The 19,566-nt window shown below is 43.3% G+C and carries 15 protein-coding genes and 1 pseudogene; 3 read left to right on the forward strand and 13 right to left on the reverse strand.

The window, feature by feature from the left end; genetic code table 11:
* Nucleotides 1-155 precede the first annotated feature (155 nt).
* The 4 genes from JMX75_RS04250 to JMX75_RS04265 form a co-directional block, all read right to left on the reverse strand.
* A complete protein-coding gene (locus JMX75_RS04250) occupies nt 156-1,958 on the reverse strand; it encodes an efflux transporter outer membrane subunit (RefSeq protein ID WP_201531193.1) in 1,803 nt (600 codons plus the stop codon).
* Entirely contained in the window at nt 1,955-5,257 is a 3,303-nt protein-coding gene (locus JMX75_RS04255) for an efflux RND transporter permease subunit (RefSeq protein ID WP_201531194.1), read from the reverse strand. The genes JMX75_RS04250 and JMX75_RS04255 overlap by 4 nt, the downstream gene beginning before the upstream one ends.
* Nucleotides 5,258-5,292: 35 nt before the next feature.
* On the reverse strand, nt 5,293-6,639 hold the full coding sequence (locus JMX75_RS04260) for an efflux RND transporter periplasmic adaptor subunit (RefSeq protein ID WP_201531195.1): 1,347 nt from the start codon (nt 6,637-6,639) through the stop codon (nt 5,293-5,295).
* A gap of 546 nt (nt 6,640-7,185) precedes the next feature.
* Nucleotides 7,186-8,115 carry a polyprenyl synthetase family protein gene (locus tag JMX75_RS04265; protein ID WP_201531286.1) on the reverse strand — a complete coding sequence of 310 codons (930 nt, stop codon included), beginning with the start codon at nt 8,113-8,115 and terminating at the stop codon, nt 7,186-7,188.
* Between the two features lie 701 nt (nt 8,116-8,816).
* On the opposite strand from JMX75_RS04265, the gene rplU reads away from it, so the two are divergent.
* The 3 genes from rplU (at nt 8,817) to lolA (ending at nt 10,542) form a co-directional block, all read left to right on the forward strand.
* Nucleotides 8,817-9,128, forward strand: coding sequence for a 50S ribosomal protein L21 (gene rplU / locus JMX75_RS04270; RefSeq protein ID WP_011280837.1), 312 nt, complete (start codon nt 8,817-8,819; stop codon nt 9,126-9,128).
* Between the two features lie 94 nt (nt 9,129-9,222).
* Nucleotides 9,223-9,480: a 50S ribosomal protein L27 gene (gene rpmA / locus JMX75_RS04275; protein ID WP_010199200.1), complete on the forward strand. Its 258-nt coding sequence runs from the start codon at nt 9,223-9,225 to the stop codon at nt 9,478-9,480.
* Nucleotides 9,481-9,840: 360 nt separating this feature from the next.
* Nucleotides 9,841-10,542, forward strand: coding sequence for an outer membrane lipoprotein chaperone LolA (lolA, locus tag JMX75_RS04280; RefSeq protein ID WP_201531196.1), 702 nt, complete (start codon nt 9,841-9,843; stop codon nt 10,540-10,542).
* Nucleotides 10,543-10,581: 39 nt separating this feature from the next.
* Here lolA and JMX75_RS04285 read toward each other — a convergent pair.
* From JMX75_RS04285 to mrdA, 9 genes and pseudogenes are all read right to left on the reverse strand, one after another.
* Nucleotides 10,582-11,330, reverse strand: a pseudogene (locus JMX75_RS04285) (IS5 family transposase).
* Between the two features lie 161 nt (nt 11,331-11,491).
* Entirely contained in the window at nt 11,492-12,052 is a 561-nt protein-coding gene (gene scpB, locus JMX75_RS04290) for an SMC-Scp complex subunit ScpB (RefSeq protein ID WP_133104404.1), read from the reverse strand.
* A 57-nt stretch (nt 12,053-12,109) separates the two neighbouring features.
* Entirely contained in the window at nt 12,110-12,976 is an 867-nt protein-coding gene (locus JMX75_RS04295; RefSeq protein WP_201531197.1) for a segregation and condensation protein A, read from the reverse strand.
* 32 nt (nt 12,977-13,008) lie between these two features.
* Complete coding sequence (gene trpS, locus JMX75_RS04300; RefSeq protein ID WP_201531198.1) at nt 13,009-14,097, reverse strand: tryptophan--tRNA ligase; 1,089 nt, start codon at nt 14,095-14,097, stop codon at nt 13,009-13,011.
* A 125-nt stretch (nt 14,098-14,222) separates the two neighbouring features.
* On the reverse strand, nt 14,223-15,314 hold the full coding sequence (locus JMX75_RS04305) for a lipid A biosynthesis acyltransferase (protein ID WP_133104407.1): 1,092 nt from the start codon (nt 15,312-15,314) through the stop codon (nt 14,223-14,225).
* A 264-nt stretch (nt 15,315-15,578) separates the two neighbouring features.
* Nucleotides 15,579-15,965, reverse strand: coding sequence for a 30S ribosomal protein S9 (rpsI, locus tag JMX75_RS04310; RefSeq protein WP_011514071.1), 387 nt, complete (start codon nt 15,963-15,965; stop codon nt 15,579-15,581).
* Between the two features lie 10 nt (nt 15,966-15,975).
* The gene (rplM, locus tag JMX75_RS04315; RefSeq protein WP_010199223.1) at nt 15,976-16,404 is read right to left on the reverse strand and encodes a 50S ribosomal protein L13; all 429 of its coding nucleotides are present in this window, start codon (nt 16,402-16,404) and stop codon (nt 15,976-15,978) included.
* 211 nt (nt 16,405-16,615) lie between these two features.
* Nucleotides 16,616-17,302 (reverse strand): 16S rRNA (guanine(966)-N(2))-methyltransferase RsmD, encoded by a 687-nt coding sequence (gene rsmD / locus JMX75_RS04320; protein ID WP_133104408.1) that lies wholly within the window; start codon nt 17,300-17,302, stop codon nt 16,616-16,618.
* Nucleotides 17,303-17,338: 36 nt separating this feature from the next.
* Nucleotides 17,339-19,327, reverse strand: coding sequence for a penicillin-binding protein 2 (gene mrdA, locus JMX75_RS04325; protein WP_201531199.1), 1,989 nt, complete (start codon nt 19,325-19,327; stop codon nt 17,339-17,341).
* Nucleotides 19,328-19,566 lie beyond the last annotated feature (239 nt).

Consider the following 19,566-nt stretch of genomic DNA (forward strand, 5'->3'; position numbering starts at 1 on the left):
GTCGATACTATACCCAATACCAGCTATGAAAAGCAAAAGCACTATCAAAAGCAAAAAGCCCTACCGACTTACTATAATGAGTCGGTAGGGCTGATTGTAGTTATCGACTATCAACGCGATAAAAGTACGTCACGCGCTTAGGGCTTTATAAAGATTTATGGCTCAATAATCTGCGTGACTGGTACTTGCTCGACATTGACTTCTTTGATGCGAGTCTCTTTTGAGGTGGTTTCTTCAGTAATCACCCCGAGAGCAGCATCAGTCTTGCCATCATTATTGATATCGACCACAGCCGTTGGCTTAAAGGTAGATTTTTCTACTGGCTGTGCCTGTTTAATGGCGAGGGCTTCTTGAGCAGAAACCACACGCGCAGAACTTGCCGCATCGATAGCATCAGTAGCTTTTGCCTTGTTACTATTGGCAGCTGCATTGACTACTTGTACCAGATTTCTATGTTGCGGCACAGGAATCACGGTAGGTACATCTAGATTGGCACCACCACCCAACACTTGATAAAGCTCGATTTGGCTGATGATTTTCTGCAGCTCTAAATCCAAAATGCCTTGTTGAGTTGAAAATAACGAACGCTGAGCATCAAGAACGTCTAAATAGTTTGAGATACCTGCTTTAAAGCGCGCATCAGCAATCTGATACGTTTGCTCAAAGTTGTCTTGCAAACGATACTGCGCCTCTAACTGCTCGCCCAAAGTTGCACGGGTGGCTAAGACATCCGACACTTCACGGAAAGCGGTTTGAATTGAGCGCTCATAGCCTGCAAGCGTCTGCTTACGCTCGATTTGTGCCACATCATAGTTGGCATCTAAACGACCAGCATCAAAGATAGGCACACTAACGCTTGGACCGAATGACCAGCCGACAGAACCACTTTTGAATAGGTCATTTAAGCTGCCGCTGCTCAAGCCAACATTACTGGCTAAGCTGATAGAAGGGTAGTAAGACGCACGCGCCACTTCGATATTCGCACCAGCTGCTTTTAGATTATACTCTGCTTGCAACACATCAGGACGATAGCGTAGCAGCTCACTTGGCAAGCCAGCACTAAATACTTGCTGGCTTGTGATGTTACTGACCGCAGGCGTTGGAATCAGATTGGTTGGAATTGGTCCACCAACTAAAAACTGCAATGCATTACGTGATTTTAAAATACTGCTTTGGGCACGTAAAACGGCAAGTCGGGCATTTTCAAGTGAGGCGCTAGATTGCAAAGAGGGCAGCTTAGGATCAATACCAGCTTCAAAGCGTTTGCTAGCAATAAATAGCGATTTCTCACGGCTCTCTACCGTCGCCTCTGCCAGTTGTAGCTGCGCCAAGCTATAGCTCAAATTGGCATAGCTTTGAGCAATGTTACTAATCAGACTGATTTGAGTGGCATCTTTTGCCGCTGTCGTTGATAAAAAGTTCTGCAAAGCTTGATCTTTTAAGCTGGCAATTTTACCCCAAAAGTCGAGCTCATAATTGGCAAGACCAAGGTTAACATTATAGTTATCGCCTGTTTGTCCGCGTTGACGCGCGCGTGAATAGCCAGCATTACCATCAATGCGAGGTAGGTCATTGATATCAGTAATTTGATATTGTGCACGGGCTTTTTCAATTGCTAAACGAGCACTTTCAAAGTCTTTATTGTTTTGAAGACCTAAAGCAATCAGACCCTTTAAACGCTCGTCGCTGTAAAAATTCTGCCAGCGTTGACTAGCAAGACTGGCTTGCTCAGCGTTACTAATAGTCTCTTTATCAAACGCACCATAGGTCTGTTCGATAGGAATGTTTGGCACCGCAAGCACAGGACGCGTATCGGCCTTTGGAATGGTATTACAAGCCGCCATGCTGAATGCCAAAGCCGTTAAGCCAAGCAAACGACCGCTATTTTGGCGAACGCGGGCAGTCAAAGAGACTGCCTTAGTTACTGAGTTGGGGGTAACAAAATAACGTAAACTCATTGTGTATTATCTCCAAAGCTTGCAGGCTGAGCGCTCTTAGAGAGCGTCATGTTTTGCATATCGTCGTCAACGTGTATGATCGGTGGCTCATTATACTCTGTTGGTCCAACTGGACTGTCTGGATTATTCGGATTAGAGCCGCCAGGCGTACTCCCACCATTATTTGGCTTGTTGTTCTCATACTTGTGCGGGAACATACTACGTACCCAGATATAGAACATCGGAATAAAGAAGATACCTAGTAATGTTGCAGTGACAACACCACCGACCACACTGGTGCCAATGGCGTTTTGACTACCAGAACCAGCACCTGTGGCGATGAATAATGGCACAACACCGAGACCAAAGGCAAGCGAGGTCATAATAATAGGACGCAGACGCTGACGTGCAGCGGTCATGACGGCCTCTTTTAGGGTATAACCTTCCGCTTGATGGTCCCTTGCAAACTCGATAATCAAGATGGCATTCTTGGCTGAAAGCCCAACCACCGTGAGTAGACCGACTTGTAAGTAAACATCATTGGATAAACCACGGATCCAAGTAAATAGAACCGCCCCCAATACCCCAAGCGGAATGACTAACAATACTGAGAATGGAATTGACCAGCTTTCATACAAGGCAGCAAGACATAAGAATACCACTAAGATTGAGATAGCATACAACATCGGCGCTTGGGCACCTGATTTTTTCTCCTCTAATGATAGACCTGTCCATTCATAACTGATGCCGTCTGGTAGCTGTGCAACCATAGCTTCCATGGCCTCCATTGCTTCGCCAGTACTGAGACCAGGGGCTGCGCTACCTTGGATATTCATTGACGCCAAACTGTTATAGCGCGTGAGACCCGGTGAACCAGTTTCCCATTTACTACTAGAGAAAGCATCAAATGAGATCATCTCGTTGCTGTCATTACGGACATACCATTTACCGATATCATCAGGATTGGTACGGCTACTAGGCTCACCTTGCACAAACACGCGCTTAACACGACCACGGTCAACGAAGTCGTTGATATAACTCGAACCCCATGCGGTTGAAATTACACTATTGATATTTGCCATGGACAAACCATAAGCGGCGGCTTGTTCTTGGTTGATATCAATTTTAAGCTGTGGCGCATCTTCTTGTCCGTTTGGACGTACGCCAGCTACCTTATCGTTTTGCGCGGCCATGCCAAGGAGCATATTGCGCGCCTCTAACAAACCTTCGTGCCCGACACTACCTGAATCTTGGAGCATCAAGTCAAAGCCACTAGAATTACCAAGCCCACTAATCGCTGGGGGGATGATATTAAAAACAGTTGCTTCGTTAATTTGAGTAAAGAAATAACCTTGTGCACGATCAGAAACTGCTCGCGCGGTATTTTCTTCGCCCTTACGATCTGCCCAGTCATTCAATTTAACGAAGGCAATACCAACGTTTTGTCCTTGTCCAACAAAACTAAAGCCTGCAATAGTAAACGCTGACGCCACATTATCTGGCTCTTGACCACTATAGTAAGCGCTGACTTTATCGAGTACCGCTTGCGTCTCATTCAGTGTCGAACCAGCAGGCAGCTGTACGGCGGTAAACATGATGCCCTGATCTTCTTCTGGTAAAAACGAGCCAGGAATACGCAAGAACACCACTGCCATAATACCGATAATGGCAGCATAGACAATCAGATATAACCATTTAAAACGGAAACTTTTACCGACAAATTTTTCATAAGATTGACTTGTTTTAGTAAAAGAGCGGTTAAACCAACCAAAGAAGCCTTTTTGATTTTCGCTATTGCCTTTTTCATGACTTTTACTACGTTTCAGTAACGTCACACAAAGGGCAGGGGTAAAGATAAGTGCAACCAGTGCCGACAGTACCATACTGGTAATCAAGGTAATGGCGAACTGACGATAAATGACACCCGTTGAGCCACCGAAGAATGCCATCGGAACGAATACCGCTGATAAGATAAGCGCGATACCGACAACAATTTTACTAATCTCACCCATTGATTGTATCGTAGCGTCTTTAATAGAAATATGGGGGTCTTCTTCTAATAACCGCTCGACGTTTTCTACCACGACAATCGCATCATCGACCAATAGACCGATGGACAGTACCATCGCAAACATGGTTAAGACGTTAATACTAAACCCTGCAATATACAGTACTGCAAACGTACCTAGTAGTACCACAGGTACGGCAAGAGTTGGAATAATAGTCGCACGCCAGTTCTGTAAGAAAAGGAACATGACGATAAATACTAATACGATCGCTTCGATTAAGGTCTTGACCACTTGTTCGATAGACAAACGTACAAATGGAGTCGTGTCGTAAGGAATAACTGATTTTAGACCGATAGGGAAATTTGCTTCTAGTTCAGCAACTCGATTACCGACCAATTCGCGCGTTTCAAGCGCGTTTGCACCACTTGCGAGTGATACGGCAAGACCTGCGGCTTGTTGGCCATTAAATAAGGCAATAGTACTATAATCTTCACTACCAATTTCAACCTTTGCAACATCTCCTAAGCGTACTTGAGCCCCTGATGTATCGGTTTTTAGTAGAATATTCTTAAACTCGTCAGGTGTTTTTAGATAGCTCTGTACAGTGACGGTCGCATTAATAACTTGCTCATCGACGTCAGCAGGCGCTTGACCTAATTGACCAGCTGATACTTGCGCGTTTTGCGCTCGTACAGCATTGACGATATCAGATGGCACCAAGCTATAGCCACGTAAGCGTTCAGGATCTAGCCAGATACGCATGGCGTAAGAGGCACCAAACGCTTGAACTTGTCCAACGCCTTCAACACGGCTGAGCTGTTCCACGACATTAGAGTTGATGTAATCGCCGATATCAGCAGGATCCATACTACCGTCTTCAGAGACAAAGCCAAACACGGCTAAGAACCCTTCAGAGGCTTTATTAACGTTGACGCCTTGACGCTGTACTTGCTCAGGCAGTGAGCTCATCGCAGCCTGTAATTTGTTCTGTACCTGAACCTGTGCAGTATCAGAATCTGTACCGTTCTCAAAGAACAGCTGTACAGAGGCACTGCCGTTTGATGAACTTGATGACTTCATATACATCAAGCCATCGAGGCCCTTCATGCGCTGCTCAATAATCTGTACGACGGAGTTTTCAACGGTTTCAGCGTTCGCACCAGGGTAGCTGGCACTGACCGTGACGGTTGGTGGCGCAATCGCCGGATACTGCTCAATCGGCAAGTTGATAACCGATATTATCCCGATAAGCATGACTAAAATAGCCATCACCCATGCAAAAATAGGGCGATCAATAAAAAAACGTGACATAGTAAATCCCTAAGTCTTCCTAGCTTTGAATGGAATTATTTGGCAGCTGATTGTGCAGCTTGCTGCGGTGTTTTGGCAGCAGCCTCTTTTGCAACAGGCGCAGGGTTTGGATTTTCTAATGGCTTCGCAATAACCTCTTGTTCAGGCTTCACTTTTGCGCCACCAATAATCACTACTTTATCGCCAGCTTGAAGACCGTCAGTGACTACCCATTGTCCTTGATAAGTACCATTAATCGTAACCGGACGAACTTGGATCTTGTTGTTTTCATCAACGATATAAACTTGCGTCTCGCTTTTGGTCGAGCGCATCACGGCGCTTTGAGGAACAAGTGCTGCATTGGTGATCACGCTTTGAGTCAAGCGGGCGCTGACATACATACCGGGTAATAGGATATTGCTGTTATTTGGGAAGACTGCACGTAATGTCACAGCCCCTGTTGATTCATCGACTTTCGCTTCTGACAATGCCAACTCGCCACGTACAGGATAGGTTGAACCATCTTCTAACACCAATTCAACTGAGTTCATACCAGTTTTTGCTTTGCCTGCAGAGATCTGCTGACGCAATTTAAGCAGTTCAGAAGATGATTGACTGATATCGACATAGATAGGATCTAGGCGTGAGATAGTTACTAAAGGAGTAGGTTGACCTGAGCTAACCAATGTACCGGCAGTGACGCTAGAGCGATCTGTACGACCTGAGATAGGCGCACGTACGATGGTACGATTGAGATCTAAAGTGCTCGCTTGCAAGCCAGCCTTCGCCGTTTGGATACCTGCTTTTGCGCTTTCAATACCGGCTTGGGATTGACCGATAGCAGCATTGGCGCTTTGGACAGCTGCTTGTGCAGTACGCACAGCGGTTTGTGCTTGATCGTATTGCTGCTTTGAGATGGCATCAATAGCCACCAAACCTTGCAGACGTTGCAAATCATTTTGTGCTTGTGATAATGACGCTTGACGGCTGGCCAAATCCGCTTTTGCATTGGCATTATTAGCCAATGCCGTCTGATAGTTGGCTTCTGCTTGGGCTATTGCCGCCTGACCACTGGTAATAGACGTCGCATAGTTATCCGTATTGATGCGATATAAAGGTTGACCTTTTTTGACGTTGCTGCCCTCACGGAACAACACTTCGTCGATAATGCCGTTTACCTGTGGGCGGACGTCAGCGGTTTGATAAGCCGCTGTACGTCCAGCAAAAGTCTGTACTTGTGGTACGGTATCAAAAGTAATAGTCTGAACGTTGACGACGGAGGGCGGCATTTGTTGCTGTGCCGCCGCCGCGTCGCCAGCGGCATCCTCTTTTTTGTCACAGCCAACCAGTACAGCTCCAGATAGTACAGTTGCTATTACAAGCGCAAGATAAGAGTGCTTCATCAATGTCCTCGGCAATATAAATATCATATAATAATAAATAGTGACAGTATAAATAGTTTATGGATACATCTTAACGTAGAAAATATAAAAAACTATTAGGCATTTATCGTTATCACAGTACATCGAATGCTCAATAACCGGATAAGTAAATTTAATAAGAGATTATAAACTATAGGGTATACCCCACAGTCAAGGCGAAAAAAACCGTTTCTGGCGGCTATAGTTGCCGTTTATGATAATAAAAGATTAGAACCTATTGAAAACACAAGCATTACGCTAAAGATGAAGGGCAAAATTTACATTGGCTAGTCAGTGATAACATTGTTAAATTTTGTTTATTTAAAAAATATAGAAGTGTATCATTAATAAAGGGAGACACATAAGAAGCAATATTTAGTCTGTTCAGAAAAACATTGCTATAGCAATAATTAAGTAAAATTTAGCAATAAAAACATTTAACTGCTTATATCAATATAAGCAGTATCGATTTGAGTCTTATCAATGTAGTAGCAATATAAATAATAACTAAGCGTTGTTATTTGATAATTATAATAAGCGACCGCTGGCAAGTTCAGTTAACTGGTATAGGCCCTGACGATAGCGATTATCCGGCAAACTGCTGAGTGCTTGTTGGGCAAGCTTGGTTTCTTCTAAAGCCCGCTGTTTACAGTAATCTAGTGAGCCTGAATGGCGTACTAAGGCGATTAACTGTTCTGCATTAGGTGTTTTGCCCGTTTGGACGGCGATACGCAGCTGCTCATAGCCTTCTTTGTTGCTGTCTTTGAGTAGTTCGAGTGCTTTAATAGTAGGTAGGGTAGGTTTGCCTTCAGCTAGATCATCGCCGAGATTCTTACCCATCAGCGCACTATCGCCACTGTAATCAAGCACGTCATCGACGATTTGAAAAGCATTGCCAAAGTGCTGACCAAAATCAGCCAATGCTTGCAAGTGCTGCGTTTGACCTTGCAAAATCGCAGCGCCTTGAGTTGCCATCATAAATAACCGTGAAGTCTTACCATCGATGATATTGAGGTAATCTTGCTCAGTTGCTTCGGGATTATGCTGATGCTGCAGTTGTAATACTTCACCTTCAGCAATATCACAAGTACCGTCTGAAAACACTTGCAATAGTGGCAAGCTTTGAAAGCCTACCAACAAATTAAAAGCACGAGCAATTAGATAGTCACCGACTAATACCGCTGTCGCATTATCCCAAGTGGCATTGGCAGTAGGCTTACCACGGCGCTGTCCTGACTCATCTATCACATCATCATGTACCAAGGTCGCGGTATGCAGCATCTCAGTAATCGCTGCCAAATGCATGGCTTGCTTCGATGGCTCATCATTAAGCATTCGCGCGCATAACAAGGTAATTAATGGGCGCATACGTTTGCCGCCTGCATTAATCACGTGCTGTGAGACATTCATCACCAGCTTAACTTTGGAATTAAGGCTGCCAAATACTTGTTTGTCCATAATATCGAAATCATCAGCCACAATGCTCTGGATATCAGCATAGGTTGGTGTAGACGATAGATTGACTGATGGCGCGGTAGTCAATGGCGCAGCGGTTTTAGATAAAGGAGTACAAGTCATAATAGATAATCATACCAATAAAAATAAAGAATATTTTAATAGCGATACTTTTAATAGTGATACTTAGCAAAGCCAGCGTTTTATGCATGATAGCATAGCTGTCTAGTGATATTGTTGATTTAAGTATAGCAAAATGCGATACGGCGCTTGAGGTTCGGGCGAATATTACGGCGTTTATTATGGTAAAAATGAGCAAATCACTGGTAAGTAGCTATTAGCAGCTAAGTGATCTAAACAACGATGACTAATGAATAGATACTTATTACATGTCTATTTACAAAAAACTGTAAGTATCTGATTGGATAAGCTATAATAGCCGCTGTTGGATTTTAACCACTATCTCTGCGTGTTATTAGGCGGTCTATATTAATAGCGATATACATTGCGCTGATTAATCAATGACATTGTGTCTGATACGAGTATAGATTTTTGGTATCACCACCATACAAAAACAAGAGGTGCGGCTTGCTTTTATCAGCAAAAAGCCGTAAAATCTTGCCTTTAATTTTTCCCTGTCGTGTTCGTCGTCGAAGTGTTGGTATGATATCAGCCACGGCACACGGGTTAAACGGAGTCATACAATGTACGCAGTAATCAAAACTGGTGGTAAACAGCACCGTGTAGTCGTTAATGAATTGCTTAAAGTTGAATTACTTAAAGCAGAAACAGGCGAAACAATCAAATTTGAAGATGTGTTGATGATTGTTGATGGTGAAACTGTCAAGATCGGTCAGCCTATCGTTGAAGGCGCTAGTGTTGAAGTTGAAGTTGTTGAGCATGGTCGCGGCGAAAAAATCCGTATCGTCAAGCACAACCGTCGTAAGCATTATCACAAAGAGCAAGGTCACCGCCAATGGTATACCTTGTTAAAAATCAAAGCGATTAATGCTTAATTAACGATTGTCAGTTTATTGATGATTAATAACGCACTAAAAGCTTAAGAGTTGTCGCATTAGCGATAAGTCACATTAACAAGGAGATTTTCTCATGGCACATAAAAAAGCTGCCGGTTCAAGCCGTAACGGTCGTGATTCAAACCCAAAAATGCTAGGCGTAAAAATCTTTGGTGGTCAAGCCATCGTCGCTGGTAACATCATCGTTCGTCAACGTGGTACAGAATTCCACGCTGGCGAAGGTGTTGGCATGGGTCGTGACCATACTTTATTTGCACTAAATGACGGTGTGGTAAAGTTTGCGACCAAAGGTAAATTTAACCGTCGTTATGTGATGGTTGAAAGCGCCTAGTTGCCCATCTAGATTGTTTTATCTTTTAGATAAAATGATTTGATGACTAAAAAAGCCCTTATTACCGTTTGGTAGTAGGGGTTTTTTATGCTTATAAGCTTATGTTAACCACTGATTAAAACGGTTAAAACTACGATAAAGGCTATTTATTACTTTGTAACTGTTGTATTTACAAGCCTGTATCCCAGCAGTAGTAATGATTGCAAATCATGACTAGGCGCGTAATAAAAAAACTGGCACACTGTCCTCATTGTTTTATCACACCGGTTTTGTACTCGTATGATAAACATTTACCGAAAACAAAAATTTGATAAAACGTTTTATTTTTATGCTATTTTGCATTTTTAGAGAGGATTTATAATGACTTTACTGACTATTCAATCGACTAAACAGACAACAACGCTAAAACAAAAAATGATGGGCGGAGCATTAGCAGGCGTCTTAATGACTACGCTCGGCGTCGCAGCGCCTATGATGGCGATAACGCAATCGGCGACAGCAGCGCCAGCTGACAATATAACGGCAGCTAAGCGCTTAAATAAGCTTTTGACCAATACTAAGAGCATGACGGCCAACTTTAGCCAGACGACTAAGGGCGCTAATAGCGGTACGTTCAGTGGTACGATGAGCGTACAACGTCCAAATAATTTCCGCTGGGAAACCAAATCTCCATCAGAGCAGCTGATTGTGGCAAATGGTAGCTCGATGTGGGTTTATGATAAGGACTTGGAGCAAGCCACTAAACAAAACGTAGACAGCCAAGTGGGTAATACACCAGCGCTATTACTATCAGGTGATCCAAGTAAAATCGATAAGAACTTTAAAATCACCCAGCCGTATGCCAACAAAAACTACTATGTGCTGTATCCAAAGTCAGATAGTGCTAGCTTTAAGAGCTTATCAATGAGCTTTAGCGGTGGTAAGCCTGTGATGATGGTGTTAAATGATAGCTTAGGACAGACTACCTCTATTAAGTTTAGCGGTATCAAAATGAACCCAAGCATTAGTAGCAATCAGTTTAAGTTTACGCCGCCAAAAGGTGTTGATATTATCAATCAGTAGAAGTGATCAGCATTTTATTTATTAAACTAGGGCGTGTCATCAATTAAGCCAGACCACGCAAGAAACCAGATGAATCGCACTGAGGAAATGACAGGCTAACTTATCATAGCGAGTAGCAATCGCACGATACTGCTTGATCTTGGCAAAGAAGTTTTCGATCAAGTGCCGTGCTTTATAAAGTTCTTTATCCAAGTCTCTTGGCTGTAGCCTATGACACTTGGACGGTATGACTGCATGGCCTTGTACCGCTTTAATCGGTTCAATAACGCGGGCATCAGCATCGTAAGCTCTATCGGCAATCCAAGTTTGGCTAATACTGACATCAAGCAGTTCATCTGAGCCACATAGGTCATGAGCTGCGCCACCTGTTAGATAAAAGCCAGTAGGATTGCCTAAAGCATCTGTACGAGTATGTATTTTAGTGGTCAGTCCACCTTTACTGCGTCCAATGGCTTGATCCCTTTTTTTCCAGCACTGTGCTGATGGGCTTTAACAATCGTGGCATCTAGCATGGCATATTCATCATCTGATTGTTCGGACAGATGATTAAAAACCTGCTTCCATACGCCTTTTTTTGACCAACGGCTAAAACGAGTATGAATCACTCTGAAATCGCCAAAACATTCAGGTAGATCACGCCAAGGTACGCCTGTCTTATAGCGGTAAATAACTGCTTCTACGAATAAGCGGTTATCCTTTGCCGTAACACCAACGTCACTTGGTTGACCTGGCAGAATGTCTTTAATTCTCTCCCATTGGTCATCTCGCAGGGCATGTCGTCTTGTCATGATGATTAAGCTCATATGAGTAAATATAGAGTTACTATAGCTTATTCTAAAATAACTGTGCTAATTGATGACACGCCCTAGTTGATTAGAATAATAAAAAGGACATACCTACTAATAGGTGTGTCCTTTTTTATTGAGCAAGAGTATTTTATCCGATTTATTTAAGAGGATGCTCTGATACTGTCTATCTCTGGCATGGGTGGTAGCTCATCTAAATGGCTCAGTCCAAAAGCATCTAAGAATTGAGACGTAGTATGCAGTAATGCTGGACGCCCTAGAGTATCTTTGTAACCATTTTCTTCAATCCAGCCTTTATCAAACAATTGACGCAATATGTTGCTCGATAGCGTCACGCCGCGCACATGTTCTATATCGCTACGGGTCACTGGTTGCTTGTAGGCGATAACGCTCAAAGTTTCTAGCAAGGCTTGGCTGAGACGTTCTTGACGCTGGGGAAAGACACTCTGTATTAAGGCGCTATGGCTATCAGCGATTTGCAAACGATAACCACTGGCAGTATGATGCAAACTTAATACGCCAAGATTTAAGCGTTGCTTTAGCAGTTCTAGTGCCTGCTCTAACTTATTAGTCGTTAAGAATAAGTGTTTTTTTAAGTGATTAGTAGTTAAGGGTGCTTCTGAAGCATGAAGTAAAACTTCAATCTGTTTACTTATATCTTCAATAGATAGTAGGTGGTCTTTAGGGTCGTCTATATCTGCCATTTCAATATAATCTTCTTCAGTTGAATGATTTTAGACTTACTATAAAGCCAGTTAGGATTACGCTAACCATTCTAACGTCAATTTTCCGAGTAAATCGCTATGAGTGGGCAGGCTGCTATCAGCGTTATTTGCTGTGTTAAAACGACTGTCCGTACTATTAGCAACCACACCAATCAGTTGGCGCTTGATTAATTCAAGCACCGCGACAAAACTGACCACCACACCTATTTTTCCTTGGGCTTTATCTAATAGTTCATAAAAAGAGTGCGCGCCGTCCATACTCAGTTGGCGACTGATACTAGCGATACGATCAGCAAGTGGCACAGCATCGACCTTGATGCTATGCATCTGATAGTCGGGTTGCAACTGCATCTTAAACAAGCTATCAATCAATAGAGTAGGTGAATAGCTTGGCAGCTCAGCATTCATAATGTCTTGGCTTGGCATACTAACCATCGCCAAAAACACATCGCGCTCAAGTCGAATTAAATTGTCTAAACGTTGACTGGCAGCTTTGACTTGGGCATATTCTTCAAGACGCTCAATCAGCTCAGATTTTGGATCACGCTCATCGGTAGGCGTTTCTGGTTTAGGAAGTAACAACTCAGTCTTGATCGCAATCAAGGTTGATGCCATTAGTAGATAGTCACCGGCCAACTCAAAATGATTGGTGTCCAATTCACTGATATAAGCCAAATACTGCTCTGTAATCGGTAATATCGGCATTCGTGTCAAATCGACGTTATTTTTCTTAACCAAATACAATAAAAAGTCTAATGGCCCTGCAAACTGCTCAAGCCAAATAGCAAACGCTTGTGGCGGTACATACAGATCTTCTGGCAAATGCTGTACAGGCGTCTGATAGATACGCAGAGACATATCATGAATCTCTGCGCTAGACTCAATTAATCGCTTACTTTGCATGATAGCAATCTATGGTCATCGTAAATAATAATTTACTTAAGTTTGGCAAGTGGGCGGATACCAATAGCGCGGCGGGTCTTATCCAGTTGCTTACGACTATGACGGCGGGCTTTTTCTGCACCCATCTGTAGGATTTCTTCTAGCTCTTTTGGATTTGCCATCAGTTCCTCATAACGTGCGCGGAATGGGGCAACTTCATTATTGATTTTATCAAACAACGCTTGTTTGGCATCGCCCCAGCCAATACCAGCGGCAAACTGCGCACGCATATCGGCAATCTCAGTAGGCGTTGCAAAGGCTTTATAAATCTCGAAAATAGCAGAGTCATCAGGGTCTTTTGGCTCAGCAGGCAACTGCGAGTTGGTGACGATCTTCATAATGGCTTTATGCATCTGCTTTTCACTGCTAACTTGTGGATTTAGATCACCAAATAGAGGAATGGTATTGCTATAGCTCTTACTCATTTTACGCCCGTCAAGACCTGTGAGTAGTGGGATATCGTCATCTACAACAGCAGATGGTAGCGTAAACAGTGGCTTATAGCGATGATTAAAAGTACCGGCAATATCACGAGCCATCTCGATATGCTGAATTTGGTCACGACCAACAGGCACATGCGTAGCATTGAACATCAAGATATCGGCTGCCATCAGTACCGGATAGCCGAACAGCCCCATGTTAACACCTTGATCGGGATCAACATCTTCCTTTTCCATATTGATATCGACTGACGCTTTATAAGCGTGCGCACGATTCATCAGACCTTTTGCACATGAGCAGTTCAATATCCACGCAAGTTCTGGGATTTCAGGCACATCTGATTGACGATAAAAAGTCACGCGCTCAGGGTCAAGACCGCAGGCAATCCAAGTTGCTGCAATGGCTTTGGTCGATTCATGGATAATATCAGGGTCATAACAACCAATAATACCGTGATAATCTGCTAAAAAGAAAAATGCTTCATCATCACTGTTTTGGATAGACTGAATCGCTGGACGAATCGCGCCAACGTAATTACCCAGATGTAGGGTGCCAGTCGGTTTGATACCAGTAAGGATACGTTTGGCTGCTGCTGAGCTATTAATAGTAGGTTGGCCGTCAGAAATCTGATTATTACTCATGGGAAATCCGTTATTTATTGATCAAATTATTATAAATTTATGATTATTTATCTGCTGATAATAGCAAAAAATATTAGCTGTAAATTATAGCAAATTTTGCCAGTGATTTTCGTTGGAATAAAAGCTTACTTATAGATATCTCTACGACCTTCGGGACCATTTTTAAAACGGCGATGGAACCACATCCACTGAGTGGGATCAATACGAATCAAGCCCTCTAGTACTTCATTAACGCGAGTCGCGTCAGCCACTTCGTTATCACTTGGATAGTTCTCTAGCTCTGGCGTAATTGTTAGATGATAATGGGGGCGTTTGCCACGTGGCAAATTATCTGGCGTCTGTCGATAAGTATGCAGCGCCATTACGGCTGGTGGATGCACTTTATTGCCTAAGGTTGCCAATCGCCGCGTTGCCGTCAGAGTTGCTGCTGGTACGCCAAAGAATGGCGCCATGACCCCTTGTTTTAGACCATAATCTTGATCCGGTGAATACCAAATCACACGACCCTTTTTAAGAGAGCTAACAAGGCTACGCATATCACGGTTGGAGATTTGTTTACTCAGAATACTTGTGCGCCCATTATAAATAAACCAATCAAGCAATGCGTTATTTTGCGGACGATACATACCATCCATTGGGAAGAACTGGGTACAGAGCATACCGCCTAGATCAAGCATCGTATAATGGGCACCCAATAAGATGACCGCGCGACCCTCATTTTGTGCATTAACAAGATGCTGTAACCCTGAGATAGATACTGTACGGGTAAAAACATTCGGACGGAACCAAGCGCATAAGGTTTCAAATACGCCAATGCCTTGATTGACAAAGACTTGTTTTGCCATGAGCTCACGTTCCACTTCTGGCTTTTCTGGAAATGCCAGTTTGAGGTTAATTAAGGTATCACGGCGGCGTGAGCCTACGACACTATAGATCAAAATACCAAGCTTGCGACCGAGCCAAAATTGCCACCGTAGCGGTAGATAAATCAGCGGCAAAAAAATAGCAAATAATAGCCAAATACCCCAATATTTAGGCATTAAAAACTGCCATTCAAAAGGTTTCTTTTCTGCTTGATCGGTCTGCTTATGCGTTTGGGTAATCGTCGGTGTGCCAACAGGTAGAGCCGGAGACTTAGCAGGCGGCTGTATACTTGGTGGCGGCATGCTGCTCTTTGAGGCAGATTTGCTAGGATCGTATTGTTCAGGCGCTTTCATAAGACTGTTACTAGTAATGAAAAGTTATGATTATGATGGGGTAGTAAGCGAGACTTTGCAAGGTGATTTATCCTTTGTTAAGACAGATTTATAGGCAAGATAGTTATATATGAAAATCGTTTTTTATAAAAGTATCAAGCATAAAAAAACCTTATAAGCTGCGGACAGCTTATAAGGTTTTGCAAATCTATTCTTATATTTAATGCTGCAGCTGTTGCTCTGAGATAAAGACAACAGTTGCAGAAATATAAGAGATAGCTTTGATTAACGTTTTGAGAATTGTGGACGTTTACGTGCTTTACGTAGACCCAATTTCTTACGTTCAACTTGACGTGAATCACGAGTAACAAAGCCAGCTGCTTTTAGAGCAGGTTTGTTAGATTCGTCAAGCTCAATCAATGCACGCGTGATGCCGTGACGGATTGCGCCAGCTTGACCACTAATACCGCCGCCTTTTACAGTGATGTAAAGGTCATAAGCAGTAGGTGTGTCAAGTAATTCTAAAGGCTGACGAACAACCATGCGCGACGTTTCGCGACTGAAATACTCATCAAGTGGTTTGCCGTTAACAACGATGCTACCAGTACCTTTCGCTAAAAAGACACGAGCGGTAGAAGTTTTGCGGCGACCAGTTCCGTAATTGCGTTCCATAAGTATATCCTTAGATGTCTAGTGCTTTAGGTTGCTGTGCTTCATGTGGATGTTCAGTACCCGCATATAGTTTCAGCTTCTTGATCATCGCATAGCCAAGAGGACCTTTTGGAAGCATACCCTTAACCGCTTTGTGTAGAACATCTTCAGGCTTATGTGCAAGCAGTTTACTGAAGTTGGTTTCTTTAATACCACCTGGGTAGCCACTGTGACGATAGTACTTTTTATCTTGCGCTTTTTTACCCGTTACCGTGATTTTGTCAGCGTTGATGACAACAATAAAGTCACCAGTGTCAACGTGCGGCGTAAAAGATGGCTTATGCTTGCCACGTAAGCGAGTAGCGATTTGAGTGGCTAAGCGACCAAGGGTTTTGCCGTCAGCATCTACGACATACCAGTCATGGGTCACTTCAGCTGGTTTTGCACTAAGTGTTTTCATGATAAAACCTTAAAATTAGAATTCGTTGAGAGTTTAGCTGGGAACGGGGCTCTCAAAAAACAGACTGCACATTATAAGCAGTAGCGCCTACGCTTGCAAGCTGCATTGGGGTTTATTTTCGCCTTATATACATTAAACTGCAGCGTTGGCCAGTTTTTTAGCGGTTTTAAACATTTATAAATTTTATTAACAGAATTCATTAACCGGACAATTATGACGATAATAGGCGATAAAGTCCAGCAACAACTTGTCCAACTTTGGTCTGTTTCAGACAATCAAAATACAATGTTTGTGATTCATCGTTTTTTTGCAGCGCTAGCGTGGTATTAAAAACCGTTGCCAGTTGGCTCAATTGCTCATCTAAATCTTTATCCGCTTCTAGGTAGATAAGCGTGTCTGTATTGATTAGATCTTGGGTAAACAAAGTGGTCAAAATAGATTGCCATAAATCCTTAGCATAAGGTGGATCTATAAAAACAATATCAAAGGGACGCGTTACAAGCTGCTTTTGTTGTAGAACTTGTTCGGCTGTACCCTGAATGATTTTATGGCTGTCACTATCAAGACGTAACATCTCGGCACTTTGGCGTAGCATTTGAGTTTGGGCGGCATTCATTTCAATAAAAATACAATGAGCAGCACCGCGCGATAAGGCTTCAAAACCTAAGACGCCGCTACCGGCGCAGCTATCGAGCACTTGAGCGTCATGAATATCAGAAATCAGCCAATTGAATAAGGTCTCACGTAGCCGGTCTGGGGTCGGACGTAATCCTTCTGCATCAATAAAACGTACGATACGGCGTTTAAACTGACCACCGATAATACGTACATCACCAGCTGCAGTAGATTTGGTTTTTTGGTTTTTATTGGGCTTACGCGCGCTTGAAGATTTTTTCATAAAATTAGCTTAGTTATCTACTCTATACTGAATATGTTAGTCAGAAGTCGCTGTCGTTGTAGCGGTTTGAGCCTGTTCTTTTGCGGCTTCTAGTGCTTTGTCTTCTTTTTCACGTATCGCATCACGCATGGCTTTCTCAAATGCTTTTTGCCGTTTAATAACCTTTAGCTGATCAGCAGTGGGCGGCAAAATAGGATTGGTGTCGCGCTGTAATACCCAATAATCAAACAAGGCTCGCCCAATAGGCGCAGCAACGACACTACCACCACCGCCGTTTTCGACCAATACCGCTAGGGCGATTTGTGGATCCTCTACTGGCGCAAAGCCATTAAACCAAGCGTGATCCCAGTGGCGCTTATCCAGCGCGGATTTGTTATAGCTTTTACCCTGAGCAATGGATTTTACTTGCGCGGTGCCCGTTTTACCGGCGATACGATAGCGCGGTGTGTATATACCGCGTCCAGTACCGGCCTTGACCGTTTGCTCCATAGCATCATGCATACGCAGCCAATCAGAGGGTTTGCCATTATAATCAATCTTGCCATCCGGTTTGGTGATGACATCGACTGCTGCCGCACCGTCGCTACTCTTTAAGAGATGCGGAGTAATATGAAGACCTTTACTCGCTGTCATGGCCGTTGCATTGGCAATCTGTAGTGGCGTCGCTAGGAAATAGCCTTGACCAATACTGACAGAGATGGTCTCACCCGGTAACCAACCCTTATCGTACGTGTCTTTTTTCCACTTTGGTGAAGGCATAATTCCAGATTTTTCATTGGGCAAGTCAATGCCAGTTTCTTCGCCGAAGCCAAAACGTACCATCCAGTCATGTAAGCGCTGAATACCCATTTCATACGCCAATTTATAATAATAAGTATCGACTGACATCACGATGGATTTTTTGAGATCGACAGTGCCATGACCACCTTTTTTCCAATCACGAAAACGGTGTGAGTCACCCGGTAAGCTAAAGTAACCTGGGTCGTAGATAGTGGTTTCCCAGTTACGTAGACCATAATGAATACCGCCTAGGGCTTCAAAGGGCTTGATGGTTGAACCCGGTGGATAAGTACCTTGTAGGGCACGATTATAAAGTGGCTGATCCAAATCTTCACGCAGATCATCATAGTCTTTAAATGAGATGCCGGAGATGAAGGGGTTTGGGTCATAACTTGGATTACTGACAAAGGCTAGTACATCGCCGGTTTTGGGGTCTATTGCCACAATGGCACCGCGCCTGCCATCAAGCTGCTGCTGCGCCACAACCTGCAACCCATAATCTAAACTTAAGGTGATGTCGTTACCGGCGATTGGTGGCTTAGTATCGAGTTGACGCAGCACATTGCCGTGTGCGTTGGTTTCTACTGACTGATAACCGGGTTGCCCAAGTAAAATATCTTCGTAATAATCTTCGATCCCAATCTTACCGATAAGGTCGGTACCGGCATAGCGATCTTTATTGATTCTCTTCGATTCTTTGTCGTTAATACGTCCGACATAGCCAATAACGTGGGCAAAAAGTTCGTCATACGGGTATGAGCGTGTGAGCTTACTTTGGATGCTAACACCGCGAAAAAAGGGTTTGCGTTCACTAAACTGCGCCAACTGCGCCTCGGTTAAGTCAATCTTGATGGTTACCGGATCATTTTTACTTTTACTCACACGCGCCAAAATATCGGTGATATTTTCATCCGTCAAATCAAAGATGGGCGCGAGTAATCGTAAGGTACGCTCAGGGTTTTCGACTTCATCAGGGCTGAGCATAGCGGTGAAAACCGGCTGATTGTCAGCGAGGATAACGCCATTGCGATCATAAATATAACCACGACTTGGTGGGGCAGAAATCAATTTGATGCGATTGTTGTCTGCTTGGGTCGTATATTTATCGTGAGCAAAAACTTGCAGAAATCCATAACGTACTATTAGCCCTAACAAGCCCACAAATATGATTAATCCAAGAATAAGAATGCGACTGGTAAAAATGCGATTGACCTGTTCGGTATCAGGAGTGAGCGGTTTGTTCATATAAAGTCAGTACCCAAACAGTCAGTGAGACAATAAATCAAAAAGTTATCAAAGGAGGTATTTATGAAGTAGCAGTCGACCATGTCAAATATCATGTAGACAAAGCGAGGTGAGCATAAAGGATAAGCTAAGGACTTTCAACAACATAGCGTGATATAAGAAGCATTCAATATCTGAAATATTATCATAATAGATCTACAAACATCTCGCAAACGACAACGGCAAATTATAACAGATCA

The sequence above is a fragment of the Psychrobacter sp. LFX-11D genome, from assembly GCF_904846475.1.
GTDB lineage: Bacteria > Pseudomonadota > Gammaproteobacteria > Pseudomonadales > Moraxellaceae > Psychrobacter > Psychrobacter cryohalolentis.

What these genes read in the sequence shown, in the direction of transcription:
- trpS (WP_201531198.1), bottom strand. Translation starts at nt 14,097, where the DNA reads ATGAGTAATAATCAGATTTCTGACGGCCAACCTACTATTAATAGCTCA.
- rsmD (WP_133104408.1), bottom strand. Translation starts at nt 17,302, where the DNA reads ATGAAAAAATCTTCAAGCGCGCGTAAGCCCAATAAAAACCAAAAAACC.
- rplU (WP_011280837.1), top strand. Translation starts at nt 8,817, where the DNA reads ATGTACGCAGTAATCAAAACTGGTGGTAAACAGCACCGTGTAGTCGTT.
- JMX75_RS04295 (WP_201531197.1), bottom strand. Translation starts at nt 12,976, where the DNA reads ATGCAAAGTAAGCGATTAATTGAGTCTAGCGCAGAGATTCATGATATG.
- JMX75_RS04305 (WP_133104407.1), bottom strand. Translation starts at nt 15,314, where the DNA reads ATGAAAGCGCCTGAACAATACGATCCTAGCAAATCTGCCTCAAAGAGC.
- JMX75_RS04260 (WP_201531195.1), bottom strand. Translation starts at nt 6,639, where the DNA reads ATGAAGCACTCTTATCTTGCGCTTGTAATAGCAACTGTACTATCTGGA.
- mrdA (WP_201531199.1), bottom strand. Translation starts at nt 19,327, where the DNA reads ATGAACAAACCGCTCACTCCTGATACCGAACAGGTCAATCGCATTTTT.
- scpB (WP_133104404.1), bottom strand. Translation starts at nt 12,052, where the DNA reads ATGGCAGATATAGACGACCCTAAAGACCACCTACTATCTATTGAAGAT.
- rplM (WP_010199223.1), bottom strand. Translation starts at nt 16,404, where the DNA reads ATGAAAACACTTAGTGCAAAACCAGCTGAAGTGACCCATGACTGGTAT.
- rpsI (WP_011514071.1), bottom strand. Translation starts at nt 15,965, where the DNA reads ATGGAACGCAATTACGGAACTGGTCGCCGCAAAACTTCTACCGCTCGT.
- JMX75_RS04255 (WP_201531194.1), bottom strand. Translation starts at nt 5,257, where the DNA reads ATGTCACGTTTTTTTATTGATCGCCCTATTTTTGCATGGGTGATGGCT.
- JMX75_RS04265 (WP_201531286.1), bottom strand. Translation starts at nt 8,115, where the DNA reads ATGGACAAACAAGTATTTGGCAGCCTTAATTCCAAAGTTAAGCTGGTG.
- JMX75_RS04250 (WP_201531193.1), bottom strand. Translation starts at nt 1,958, where the DNA reads ATGAGTTTACGTTATTTTGTTACCCCCAACTCAGTAACTAAGGCAGTC.
- rpmA (WP_010199200.1), top strand. Translation starts at nt 9,223, where the DNA reads ATGGCACATAAAAAAGCTGCCGGTTCAAGCCGTAACGGTCGTGATTCA.
- lolA (WP_201531196.1), top strand. Translation starts at nt 9,841, where the DNA reads ATGACTTTACTGACTATTCAATCGACTAAACAGACAACAACGCTAAAA.